The sequence below is a fragment of the Microbispora sp. NPDC049633 genome (assembly GCF_040675265.1).
Lineage (GTDB): Bacteria > Actinomycetota > Actinomycetes > Streptosporangiales > Streptosporangiaceae > Microbispora > Microbispora maris.
In genome coordinates, this window is sequence record NZ_JBFAOO010000019.1 from 32,613 (window position 1) to 45,015 (window position 12,403).

The window sequence follows — 12,403 nt, forward strand, 5'->3', positions numbered from 1 at the left end:
ATGCATTCCCTGACGCGACGGGGCGGCGGGGATCCGGGGGCTCGATCATGCGATGAGGAGCGGGTGTGGCAGGGAATCTGACACGGGACGAGGCTCGGGAGCGCGCTCGGCTGCTCTCCGTCCAGTCCTACCAGGTCGAACTCGACCTGACGGAGGGCGAGGAGCGGTTCGAGAGCATCACGACGGTGCATTTCACCTCGGACCGCGAGGGGGCGGACACCTTCATCGACCTGCACGGCGCCCACGTGCGGAAGGTCGTACTCAACGGCAGGGAGCTGGACGTCAGCACCTACGACGCCGAGAAGGGACGCATCCCGCTGCCGGGGCTGGCCGCGCACAACGAGCTGCGCGTGGACGCCGACTGCTCCTACATGCGCACCGGTGAGGGCCTGCACCGCTTCGTCGACCCCGTGGACCAGCAGGTCTACCTGCACAGCCAGTTCGAGACGGCCGACGCCCACCGGATGTACGCCTGCTTCGACCAGCCGGACCTCAAGGCGACCTTCGAGCTGACCGTCCTCGCCCCCGCCGGCTGGGAAGTGGTGTCGAACGCCGCCCCCGACGCGGCCGAGGAGCTGGAGGAGCACCGCGGGCGGCACGGCACGCTGCAGGCCGCCAGGCGCTGGCACTTCCCGCCGACCCCCGTCATGTCGACGTACATCACGGCCCTCATCGCCGGGCCGTACGCCGTCGTGCGGGACGAGCACGACGGCATCCCGCTCGGCGTCTACGTGCGGCGCTCGCTCGCGCAGTACCTCGACGCCGGCAACATCTTCGAGGTCACCAAGCAGGGCTTCGACTTCTTCCACCGCGTCTTCGGCCTGCGCTACCCCTTCGGCAAGTACGACCAGCTGTTCGTGCCCGAGTTCAACGCCGGCGCCATGGAGAACGCCGGGGCGGTGACGTTCCTGGAGGACTACGTCTTCCGCTCGCGCGTGACCGACGCCGTCATCGAGCGCCGCGCCGAGACGATCCTGCACGAGATGGCGCACATGTGGTTCGGCGACCTCGTCACCATGCGCTGGTGGGACGACCTGTGGCTGAACGAGTCGTTCGCCACCTACATGTCCGTGCTGTGCCAGGCCGAGGCCACCCGCTGGGGCCAGGGCGCGTGGACGACGTTCGCCAACGTCGAGAAGGCCTGGGCCTACCGGCAGGACCAGCTACCCTCCACCCACCCCATCGCCGCCGACATCCCGGACATGCAGGCCGTCGAGGTCAACTTCGACGGCATCACGTACGCCAAGGGCGCGTCGGTGCTCAAGCAGCTCGTCGCGTACGTGGGGCTCGACAACTTCCTCGCCGGGGTGCGCGACTACTTCAACGAGCACGCGTGGAAGAACACCACCCTGCAGGACCTGCTGTCGGCGCTGGAGCGCACCTCCGGGCGCGACCTGTCGTCCTGGTCCAAGGAGTGGCTGGAGACCTCGGGCGTCAACACGCTGCGGCCGTCGTTCACCACCGACGACGAGGGCCGGTTCCTGAGCTTCGACGTGCTGCAGGAGGCCACGCAGGAGCACCCGACGCTGCGCTCGCACCGGGTGGCCATCGGCCTGTACTCCCTGCGGGACGGCGTGCTGACCAGGACCAAGCGGGTCGAGCTCGACGTGGTCGGCGCGCGTACGGCCGTGCCCGAGCTGGTCGGCGAGGCCCGGCCCGACCTCGTGCTGGTGAACGACGACGACCTCACCTACGCCAAGATCCGGCTCGACGAGCGGTCGCTGCAGACCCTCGTGAACGGCGGGATCACCGCGTTCAGCGAGTCGCTGCCCCGCGCGCTGTGCTGGTCGGCCGCCTGGGACATGACGCGGGACGCCGAGATGGCCACCCGCGACTACGTCAAGCTGGTCGTCTCCGGCATCGACTCGGTGCGCGACATGACCGTCCTGCAGACCGTGCTGCGCCAGGCCCGCCAGGCCGTGCAGCAGTACGCCGACCCGGCGTGGCGGGACACCGGTCTCGCCGAGCTGGCCGGCGCGCTGCGCGGCCTGATTTCGGCGGCGGAGCCGGGCTCGGACCACCAGCTCGCCTACGTCAACGCCTTCGCCGCGACCGCCACCTCGCCCGACGACCTGGCGTTCCTCAAGGGCGTCCTCGACGGCACCGAGGTGCCCGAGGGACTGGCCGTCGACACCGACCTGCGCTGGACGCTCATCCACGCGCTCGTGTCCGGCGGTGTGCTCGGCGCCGGTGACATCGACGCGGAGCTGGCGCGGGACGCCACCGCGACCGGCGAGCGCTCGGCCGCCACCAGCCGGGCCGCGATCCCGACCCCGGAGGCCAAGGCCGAGACCTGGACGGCGATCGTGGGTGGGAAGCTCAGCGGCGCGCTGCTGCGCTCCACGATCCTCGGCTTCGTGGACCCGCACCACCCCGAGCTGCTGGAGCCGTACGGCGACCGGTACTTCGAGGAGATCGGGCGGATCTGGAGCGAGTGGACCTCCGACATGGCGCAGAACTTCGCCATCGGCTGCTACCCCGCGCTGCTGATCCGTCCGGAGACCGTGGCCCGCACGCAGGACCACATCAGCGCGAAGCAGCCGCCGCACGCGCTGCGGCGTCTGCTGCTCGAGGGCGCCGACGGCGTCAGCCGGGCGCTGCGCGCCCGCGCCCGCGACGCCTCCGCCTGACGCGTCCCACCTGATCCCGCGAGCCCCGAGGGCCCCGGCGAAGCACCGCCGGGGCCCTCGGGCGTGTCAGGGGACCCGTAGCGGGCCCGTGAAAGCGCGGCGCAAGCCCGTGCAAGGCATCGGCGGTGCCATGGGCGCACCGGGTCGTTCACCGGTGCCGCGCGGCGAGCCCCCTGGCCGCACCGGCGCCACGTGACCGGCACGGCCGCCGCGACGGCTCTCCCCGTGGGCCGGGCGTACGGCCGGCCGTTTACAGGGGGACGACCCGGGACTACCGTCCGTGCAGGAGGTCTCCATGATCCCCTTGATCGTCGTCCTCGCCGTCGTGGCCGTCCTCGTCGCGGCGTTCGTCTCCGTCTACAACCGTCTCGTACGCTCCCGTAACAACGCCGACAACGCCTGGGCGCAGATCGACGTGCAGCTCAAGCGCCGCTACGACCTGATCCCCAACCTCGTGGAGACCGTCAAGGGCTACGCCGTCCACGAGCGGGCCACGCTGGAGGCCGTCGTCGCGGCGCGCTCCCGGGCGATCGGCGCTCGGGGCCCGGCCGAGCAGGCGGCCGCCGAGAACATGCTGTCGGACGCGCTGAAGAGCCTGCTCGCGGTGGCCGAGGCCCATCCCGATCTCAAAGCGAGCGCCAACTTCGCCGAGCTCCAGGAGGAGCTGGCCACGACCGAGAACCGGATCGCCTACTCCCGGCAGTACTACAACGACGCCGTCCTGACCTACAACAACGCCGTCCAGGCGGTTCCCGCGAACATCGTGGCCGGGATGACCGGCTTCGCGCCCCGCGAGTACTTCCAGGCGCCCGGCGAGGAGCGCGGCCCCGTGCGGGTCCGGTTCTGACGGTGTCCGCCTCGATGGCCGCCTCGATGGCCGCCTGGGTGGCCGCCGCGGCGGCGACCGGCCTGTGGCTGCTGCTCCTGCTCGCGCTCGCCGTGGCGACGAGGAACCCGGGCGTCGAGCCGGGGCCGGCCACCGGGGAGCTCGCCGGTCACTCCCCCGCGGTGGTCGATCTGATCACCGGCAACTGGCGGCTGTGCGACGAGGCGGCCTCGGCCACCCTGCTCGACCTTGCCGCCAGGGGAGTCGTGGCCGTCGAGGAGATCGGCCCCGAGCTGTCCCTCGTACGGCTGCGCGCGGAGCCGGGCGGCCTGCGGCCGTACGAGCGGCTCGTCTACGACCACGTCCGCTCGCTGGCGGTCGACGGCGTGGTCGCGACGGGCGCGCTGGCCGAGGGCTCGCGCGACCTCGGCCGGTGGTGGAAGAGCTTCCGCAAGAAGGTGATCGTCGAAGCGCGGGAGCAGGGCCTGTCCCGGCCGCGCTGGAGCCGGGCGCACGCGCTGCTCCTCGGCGTGGCCGCGAGCGTCCCCGCGGTGGCGATCGGCATCGCGGTCTCCGTCGACGACACCCGCGCGAACCACGACGGCGGTCCCGGGGCGGCGATCGTGTCCTTCGCGCTGCTCGTGGCGGTGATGGGCAGGCTCAACGGGGAGCGCGGCACGGCCGAGGGGGCCGCGGCCGCCGCGCACTGGCTCGGCGTCCGCGAGCACCTGCGCGCGACCGGGCGGTTCGCCGAGCAGCCCGCCGCCTCGGTCACGATCTGGGGCCGCCACCTCGCGTACGCCGCCGCGCTCGGGCTCGCGCCGCGGGCCGTCAGGAGCCTTCCGGTCAGCACTCCGGCCGACGACAACCGGGCCTGGTCCGACTACGGCGGGATGTGGCACGCCGTCGACGTCCGCTATCCCTCGCGGCTGCTGTGGGGCAGGCCGCCGGGGCCGACGATCCTGCGGGGCCTGGCGGCGGGCTGGTTCGCCGGGTTCTTCACCTGGATCCTCCTGGTGGTCGCCGCCGCCTTCGGCGTGTGGCCGGACGGGTTCGTCCTGCCCGCCGCCCTCGCCGCCGGCCTGGCGGTCGCCGGCCTCCCGGTCGTGTACGCGATCGGCGATCTCGGCGGTGCGGCGACTGTGGAGGGCCAGATCGTCCGGCTGCGCCGGTTCTCCGACGGCAGCAAGGCGAACGACACCCCCAAGTGGACGTACTGGTGCGCGATCGACGAGGGAGCCTCCCGCGAGGTCAGGGCCATGTGCCTGAGCGAGGAGATGTGGCGCCCCCTGCGGGAGGGCGACAAGGTGCGGGCCGTGGCGGGGCGCAGGCTGGGCTGGATCAGGCGGATCGACGTGACCGAGGACTCGCGTATGCGCGACGCCCCCTCCTACGACGACACTGCCCACGACGACACCGGGGAGCACCTGGTGGACGCGCCGGAGAATCTGGGCGAGGTCCGGATACTGCCCGAGCCTCGGGCCCGCGGGACGACGGCGGACGGCGTGCGCCCTGCCGACCTCACCCCCGCTGACCTCGTCACCCCCGCCGATCTCAAGCGCGCCCTCGGGATCGACGTCGGGGCCCCTGTGGCGTGCGAAGGACCGCCCGCGCCGGCCTGGCTCCGCGTCGACTCCTGCCGGTACGAGACCGGCACGGGCGTGACGGTGGACGTCCACGCGGCCACCGGCCTGCGCTCGCGCTACCTCATGGCGGTCGGGCACACGCTGACCCGGGTGCGGGGCCGGCCGGTCGAGGGGGTCGGCGACGGCGCCATGCTCTACCCGGGCCTGGTGTCGGCGGCCACCCGCCGGGGCACGTTCGCGATCACCGTGTCGTCCCCGCAGGGCCCGCCGCCGCCCGGCCCGCTGATCGAGCTCGCCCGTACGGCCGCCGCCCGCCTGGGTCAGTAAGGTCGTCGGGTGCACTCAGCCCGAGACCTGTTGATCGCCCTGGCTCGTCGGCACTCGTTCGGCGACGTCGGCGCGCTGGCGCCCGACGTGCTCGGAGAGGGCGCGCGGGCGGCCCTGGTGACGTCGGTCTGCGAGTTCGGCCAGCGGCTGCTCACCCTCGACGCGGAGGACTTCGCCACCGAGATCGACGCCCAGACGGTGCCCGCCGACCTGCGCAGGCGCGCCCGCGCGTGCCACATGCCGCAGACGCCGAGGGAGCAGCCGCGCGGCGCGCTCGACTCGCTGCGACCGGCCTACGCGCTGCTCCTGGAGGTGATCGAGGCGCGCTGGCGGCGGCGCGAGCTCAGCGCGATGATCGCGGCCGTCCACATCTGCAGCGAGTATCTGCCCCTGCTCGCCTTCGAGCCCGCGCTCGGCCACGCGGGCGACCCGGTCCGCTGGCCGGAGGGCCTGCGCGCTCCCGGCAGCCGGTTCGGCACCATGCCGGTCAGGGAGTGCGACCACACCAGGGCCGAGCGGTCGGCGGCCGAGCGGACGCTGCGTGTCGGCGTGGAGCCGCCGCCGGGCTGGCGGGCCTACTTCGACCGGCAGCACAGCCAGGTGGCGGGGGCCCTGGCCACCTGCGCGGGCCGGTGCCGCACCCCCTGCGAGGCACTCGCCTGGGTGCCGGACCTCGACGACCTGTCCGCCCGCTGCCGGATCGCGCTGGCGTTCGCCGAGACCCCGCTCGTACGGCTGCGCCACGCGGCCCCGGTGGGCCACGGCTTCGGCGTGCCGTCGCCGGAGGAGGTGCTGGAGGCGTGGGAGCGCAGCCGCGCCGCGCTGGCCAAGCACGACGCGGCCCGCGAGGTCACCGAGGACGACGACTTCCCGCTGCCGGGCCTGCCCGCCCTGTTCTCCGCCGTGGCGGCGGCGCCGGTGCGGCCGGCCACGCTGCTCGCCGACGTCGCCGCCCACGTGGTGGAACTGCTCAGGTAGCCGTTACCAGACCGGCGGCCTGCGGTCGCCCCAGAAGCCGCCGAGCGACGCCTCCACCTGGGAGGACAGCGAGATGAGCGTCCCCTCGTCGCCGTACCTGCCCGCCAGCATGACGCCGATCGGCAGGCCCTCGGGCGTCCAGTGGAGCGGGAGATTCACCGCGGGCTGCCCGCTGACGTTGTAGATGGCGGCGAAGGGCGCGAAACGCATCATCCGCTCGAACGTCTCCTCGGGCGAGTCGACGTCCTCGAACCAGCCCACGGGCACGGGCGGCTGGGTGACGGTCGGTGAGAGCACCGCGTCGTAGGTGTCGGTCACCAGCAGCGCGAACCGTGTGGCGAGCTGGAGCGTCCCCTGCGCCTGGAGGAACTCGGGGGCCGAGACGGCGCGCCCGCGCTCGCGCAGCCACGCGGTCAGCGGGCGCAGCTTCGGCTCCAGTTCCTCGGCGACCGGGTGCATGCAGGAGAAGGCGAACCACATCTTGACGAACTCGGGCACCACGTCCGGCCCGAACGGCGGGGCGATCTCCTCCACCTCGTGGCCGAGCGACTCCAGCACGGCAGAGGCGCTCTCGTACGCCGCGAGCACCTCGGGGTGGACCTCCGCGCCGGGCACGGCGGGCGTGGCGAACCGCGCGATCCGCAGCCGGCCCGGCTCGCGTCCCACGTACGCCGAGAACGACCCGAGCGCGGGCGGCGGGGCGTGGTAGAGGTCCCCGGGGTTGTTGTGGGCCATGACGTCCAGCAGCGCCGCGGCGTCGGCGACGTCGCGGGCCAGCGGCCCGTTGGTCGACAGCCCCGCGAGGTCGGGCACAATGGGGGCCGCCGAGATCCGGCCACGGCTGGGCTTGATGCCGTACAGGCCGCAGACGGAGGAGGGGATGCGGATCGAGCCGGCGCCGTCGCTGCCCTGCGCCACCGGCGCGAGGCCGGCCGCGACCGCGGCCCCCGCTCCCCCGCTCGACCCTCCGGCCGACCGCGTGGTGTCCCACGGGGTGCGGGCCGGCTCGCCCAGGTAGGTCTCCGTGTAGCAGGGCATGCCGAACTCGGGGGTGCTGGTCTTGCCCAGCATGACCGTGCCCGCGTCCCGCAGGCGCTCGACCACGCTGTCGTCCGCGGGCGCGACGAACCCCTCGTACGTGGCCGAGCCGAAGTAGACCGGGACGTCCTTGACGAAGTTGAGGTCCTTGATCGGGACGGGTACGCCCAGCAGCGGGGGCAGGTCCTCGGTGCCGCCCGCGGCGATCCGGGCCTCCTGCTCGCGCGCCTGGCCGAGGGCCCGCTCGGCGGTCACCGTGACGAACGCCCCCAGGCCGGGGTCGAGCCGCTCGATGCGCTCCAGGTAGTGCTCGGTGATTTCCACGGGAGAAAGTTCCCCCGTGCGTACGGCTGCCGCCTGCTCGAGGGCGGTAAGATCGTGAATGTGCGCCACGCTACCGAACGGTAGGCCTCCGGGCCGCGGATATCTAGAGAAGATACCCGCACTTCCGCGCAATGAATCGGCTCAAGCAGGCCACAAAAGTATGAACCATCCAACACTAGGCAAGCCGCTGACGGCTCAACTACCGTGAGTGATGTGGATACCGGTCTAGCGCCAGAAGACGGTCACGATACGTCACCCATCTGGGTCGGTGACCAAACGTCGGAGCAGGCGGAACGCCCTCCGGCGCCACCCGAGGCGCCGGCGTCCCCCACGTACGCTCCGGTCCAGCGCACGTCGCTGAGCAACCTGTGGCAGGACACGCGATACCGCCATCTGCGCCGCCGTGCCCTGATCGCGGCCGCGGCGGGCGTGGTGTTCGGCGTGCTCTTCGGCAGCTGGCGGCTCGGGCTCACCGCGGCCATCCTCGCGTGTGTCGCCGACGCCGTCTACCATGCGAGGACCGTCTCCACCATCCCCGCGTGGCGGCGCGCCTCCGCGGCGGAGCGCCAGACGGAGGCCCAGCTCAAGAAGCTGGAGCGGAACGGCTACAAGACGCTGCACGCCCGGGCCATCCCCGGCAGCGAGGCCCAGATCGACCACCTGGTGGTCGGGCCCACCGGGGTGTACGCCGTGGACTCGGAGAAGTGGGACAAGCGGCTGCCCGTACGGGTCCAGTCGCACCGCAAGCTCTTCCATGGCCCGTTCAACCAGAAGCCGCGGCTCGACGAGGCCCGGTGGGAGGCGGCGCAGGCCAGCGACCTGATCAGCAAGGCGCTCGGCCGGGAGATCACCGTGGTGCCGTCCCTGGCCATCTACGGCCCGCCGATCCCCTGGCGCATCCTCAACATCCGCGAGGTCGACGTCTTCTCCGGCGGGCTCGTGCGCAAGTGGATCACCAAGCGGGAGAGATCGCTCACCACGGCCGAGATCGAGGCGATCTACCGGGCCGCCGAGCGCGTGCTCCCCGCGCGGTACCCCGAATAGAGGGCGGCGCGCCGTCCCGAGAGGTGGACAGCGGGTCTCGGCAGCCGGGCACTGGCCGTACCATTTGAAGACTCAGTAGTCTCCAGATGGGGGTCCCTCGATGCCCGCTCTCAGGTCCCGCACTGTCACCCACGGCAGGAACATGGCCGGCGCCCGTGCGCTGCTCCGGGCCACGGGCGTAGCGGGCAGCGACCTCGGCAAGCCGATCGTCGCGATCGCCAACAGCTTCACCCAGTTCGTGCCCGGCCACGTGCACCTGCGCGAGGTCGCCGAGGTGGTGGCCGGTGCGGTCAGCGAGGCGGGAGCCGTCCCGCGCGAGTTCAACACGATCGCCGTGGACGACGGCATCGCGATGGGCCACGGCGGCATGCTCTACTCGCTGCCGTCCCGCGAGCTGATCGCCGACGCGGTCGAATACATGGTCAACGCCCACTGCGCCGACGCGCTGGTCTGCGTGTCCAACTGCGACAAGATCACGCCGGGGATGCTGCTCGCCGCCTTCCGGCTCAACATCCCCACGATCTTCGTGTCCGGCGGCCCGATGGAGGCCGGCAAGATCCCCGGCCGCAAGCTCGACCTGATCGACCCGATGATCGCCTCCGCCGACGCGAGCGTGTCGGACGCCGACCTCCTGGCGATGGAGGAGAACGCCTGCCCGACCTGCGGGTCCTGCAGCGGCATGTTCACCGCCAACTCCATGAACTGCCTCGCCGAGGCGATCGGCCTGGCCCTGCCCGGCAACGGCACCACGCTGGCGACCCACAAGGCCCGCAAGGCCCTGTTCGAGGACGCGGGACGGCAGATCGTCGGCCTCACCCGGCGCTACTACGAGGAGGACGACGAGTCGGTCCTGCCGCGGAACATCGCCACCCGCGAGGCGTTCGAGAACGCGATGGCGCTCGACGTCGCCATGGGCGGTTCGACCAACACGATCCTGCACATCCTGGCCGCCGCCCGCGAGGCGGGCGTCGACTTCGGGCTCAAGGAGATCAACGAGATCTCGCTCCGGGTGCCGTGCCTGTGCAAGGTCGCCCCGGCGACCATGAAGTACCACGTCGAGGACGTGCACCGGGCGGGCGGCATCCCCGGCATCCTCGGTGAGCTGGACCGGGCCGGCCTGCTCCACCGCGACCTGCCGACCGTCCACTCCGCGTCCATCGCGGAATACATCGCCAAGTGGGACCCCAAGTCGCCCGAGGTCACCGACGAGGCCGTGGAGCTGTGGCACGCGGCGCCCGGCAACGTGCGGACGGTCAAGGCCTACTCGCAGGGCGCCCGCTGGGAGTCGCTCGACCTCGACCGCGCCGAGGGCTGCATCCGCGACCTCGACCACGCCTACACGAAGGACGGCGGCCTCGCCGTGCTGTACGGGAACATCGCCCTGGACGGCTGCGTGGTCAAGACGGCCGGCGTGGACGAGTCGATCTGGCGGTTCTCCGGCCCGGCGGTCGTGTTCGAGTCGCAGGAGGAGGCCTCCGACGGCATCCTCGGCGGCAAGGTCAAGGCCGGTGACGTGGTGGTGATCCGCTACGAGGGCCCCAAGGGCGGCCCGGGCATGCAGGAGATGCTCTACCCGACGAGCTTCCTCAAGGGCAAGGGCCTGGGCAAGGCGTGCGCGCTCATCACCGACGGCCGCTTCTCCGGCGGCACGTCGGGCCTGTCCATCGGCCTCGCCTCCCCGGAGGCCGCCGAGGGCGGCACGATGGCCCTGATCGAGGACGGCGACATCATCGAGATCGACATCCCGGGCCGCTCGATCGAGCTCAAGGTGGCCGAGGACGTGCTGGCCGCCCGCCGCGAGCGGCTGCTGGCCGACCTCGGCGGCTACCGGCCGCGCGACCGGCACCGCCCGGTGTCGGCCGCCCTGCAGGCGTACGCCGCGCTGACCACCTCGGCCTCGACCGGCGCCTCGCGCGACCTGTCCCAGCTTTCGCGTTGACCGGCCCGTGACGGCTGCCGCCCCCATGCCGGGGTGGCAGCCGTCAGGCATTCCAGAAGAGGCGCGGCGCGGGTCACCGCCCGTTCGCGGGGCCCGCGAAGCCGTTCAGCGCCGCCCGGATCTCCCTGCTCATGGCGTCGCTGCCGGTGTGACCGGCGTCGTCCACGACGACCAGGCGCGCGTCGGGCCACGCCCTGGCGAGCTGCCAGGCGGTCTCCAGCGGTCCGCCCAGGTCGAGGCGGCCGTGGACGAGCACGCCCGGGATGCCCGCCAGCCTGTACGCGTCGCGGAGCAGCACGCCCTCCTCCAGCCACGCGGCGTTCGAGAAGTAGTGCGTGCAGATGCGGACGAACGCCTCCAGCGCCGGGGTGGGCCGGTCGCTGTAGGCGTCCGGTTTGCCGTTGACCTCGTGGGAGATCACCGCGTCCTCCCACGCCGTCCAGTCGTGCATCGCCCTGGCCCGCACGCCGGGGTCCGGGTCGGACATCAGCCGCGCGTAGGCGGCGACCAGATCGCCGTCGCGCAGGTCCTCCGGCACTCCGGAGCGGAAGCGCTGCCACTGCTCCGGAAGGAACCGGCGGACTCCCCGGTAGAGCCAGTCGATCTCGGAGCGGCGGGTCATCGTGACGCCCGCGATGACGATCTCCGACACCCGCTCAGGGTGGGCCTCGGCGTAGGCGAGGATGAGCGTGGATCCCCAGGACCCGCCGTGGAGCAACCACCGCTCGACCCCGAGACGCTCACGCAGGCGCTCCATGTCCGCGACCAGGTGATGGGTGGTGTTGTTCGTCAGGTCGGCCGCCGGATCACTCGCGTGGGGCAGGCTCCGGCCGCAGTTGCGCTGGTCGAACAGGATGATCCGGTAGCGCGTGGGGTCGAAGGCCCGGCGCCGGCCCGGCGTGCAGCCCGAGCCGGGGCCGCCGTGGACGACGAGCGCGGGCTTGCCGTCGGGGTTCCCGCAGACCTCCCAGTAGACGAGATGGCCGTCGCCGGTGTCCAGATGGCCGTGGTCGTACGGCTCGATGGGGGGATACACGCCGGAGAAGCTACAGCGACCGCCATGGGCGGGGAAGCGGTTTTCCCCGGCGGCGGACGGGCGCGTCGCCCGCTCACCTCGGTGCCGGCGTCCCCGCCCCGCGCGGCCCGCCGGAGCGGCCCGCGTTCACGCGCCCGGTGCCCCGGGAGCGATCAGCTGTACGAGACCGACTGCACGCTGCAGTTGGTCATCCACGGGCCGGGATAGACCGGAGCAGTGCTGCAGTTCCAGGTGGCCGTCACCGTGGTAACGCCCGCGGGGATGCTGATACTGGCGGTCGAGCCCAAGAAGTCGTACTGGTGGCCTTCGCTGCACCTGCCGGAGGCGCCGACGGCCGTCGTCCCGCTGGGCAGTGTGTGCGTGATCTGCCACGCGTGCGTGGCCGGGACCGCGACCACGGTGCCGGCCCCGCCTGTCCCGTACGGCGAGGCGCTGACGCTGGGGCCGATGGGATACCAGTCCCTGGTGTCCCCGAAACTGTTGTAGTTGGAGCAGTCGATCGTCGCCTGTAGCGTGATGGTGGACGCCATAGCGGGGGTAGGCGCGAGCGCCACGCTCAGCACGCCGGTCGTCACGAGCGCCGCACCGAGCGCGAGCACCCTCCTGGCCGAATTCACCGCGAACATTGGATGTCCCTCTCCCGTCTCCGACAACAGCCACAGCGAATGCACCATC

9 protein-coding genes are annotated in these 12,403 nt (G+C 72.4%); 6 read left to right on the plus strand and 3 right to left on the minus strand.

Translation table 11 applies throughout. The annotated features are described in order from the left end of the window. The first annotated feature begins 65 nt into the window (after positions 1-65). The 4 genes from pepN (at position 66) to AB0J39_RS07865 (ending at position 6,347) form a co-directional block, all read left to right on the plus strand. The gene (gene pepN / locus AB0J39_RS07850) at positions 66-2,630 is read left to right on the plus strand and encodes an aminopeptidase N (RefSeq protein ID WP_363462660.1); all 2,565 of its coding nucleotides are present in this window, start codon (positions 66-68) and stop codon (positions 2,628-2,630) included. 295 nt (positions 2,631-2,925) lie between these two features. Then, positions 2,926-3,477, plus strand: coding sequence for a LemA family protein (locus AB0J39_RS07855; RefSeq protein WP_363462661.1), 552 nt, complete (start codon positions 2,926-2,928; stop codon positions 3,475-3,477). Positions 3,478-3,479: 2 nt separating this feature from the next. Beyond that, a complete protein-coding gene (locus AB0J39_RS07860; RefSeq protein ID WP_363462662.1) occupies positions 3,480-5,369 on the plus strand; it encodes a hypothetical protein in 1,890 nt (629 codons plus the stop codon). A 9-nt stretch (positions 5,370-5,378) separates the two neighbouring features. Then, entirely contained in the window at positions 5,379-6,347 is a 969-nt protein-coding gene (locus AB0J39_RS07865; RefSeq protein ID WP_363462663.1) for a hypothetical protein, read from the plus strand. Positions 6,348-6,350: 3 nt separating this feature from the next. On the opposite strand, the gene AB0J39_RS07870 is transcribed toward AB0J39_RS07865, so the two are convergent. After that, positions 6,351-7,778: an amidase gene (locus tag AB0J39_RS07870; RefSeq protein ID WP_363462664.1), complete on the minus strand. Its 1,428-nt coding sequence runs from the start codon at positions 7,776-7,778 to the stop codon at positions 6,351-6,353. 144 nt (positions 7,779-7,922) lie between these two features. On the opposite strand from AB0J39_RS07870, the gene AB0J39_RS07875 reads away from it, so the two are divergent. Then, positions 7,923-8,753, plus strand: a complete 831-nt coding sequence (locus AB0J39_RS07875) for a nuclease-related domain-containing protein (protein WP_363462665.1) — start codon at positions 7,923-7,925, stop codon at positions 8,751-8,753. A 100-nt stretch (positions 8,754-8,853) separates the two neighbouring features. After that, on the plus strand, positions 8,854-10,692 hold the full coding sequence (gene ilvD, locus AB0J39_RS07880) for a dihydroxy-acid dehydratase (protein WP_363462666.1): 1,839 nt from the start codon (positions 8,854-8,856) through the stop codon (positions 10,690-10,692). 73 nt (positions 10,693-10,765) lie between these two features. Here the strand turns inward: ilvD and pip are convergent, their stop codons facing one another. Together pip and AB0J39_RS07890 are read right to left on the minus strand one after the other, a co-directional pair. Beyond that, the gene (gene pip / locus AB0J39_RS07885; protein ID WP_363462667.1) at positions 10,766-11,728 is read right to left on the minus strand and encodes a prolyl aminopeptidase; all 963 of its coding nucleotides are present in this window, start codon (positions 11,726-11,728) and stop codon (positions 10,766-10,768) included. Between the two features lie 152 nt (positions 11,729-11,880). After that, positions 11,881-12,354 (minus strand): hypothetical protein, encoded by a 474-nt coding sequence (locus AB0J39_RS07890; protein WP_363462668.1) that lies wholly within the window; start codon positions 12,352-12,354, stop codon positions 11,881-11,883. Positions 12,355-12,403: the final 49 nt, after the last annotated feature.

What these genes read in the sequence shown, in the direction of transcription:
- ilvD (WP_363462666.1), top strand. Translation starts at nt 8,854, where the DNA reads ATGCCCGCTCTCAGGTCCCGCACTGTCACCCACGGCAGGAACATGGCC.
- AB0J39_RS07890 (WP_363462668.1), bottom strand. Translation starts at nt 12,354, where the DNA reads ATGTTCGCGGTGAATTCGGCCAGGAGGGTGCTCGCGCTCGGTGCGGCG.
- AB0J39_RS07855 (WP_363462661.1), top strand. Translation starts at nt 2,926, where the DNA reads ATGATCCCCTTGATCGTCGTCCTCGCCGTCGTGGCCGTCCTCGTCGCG.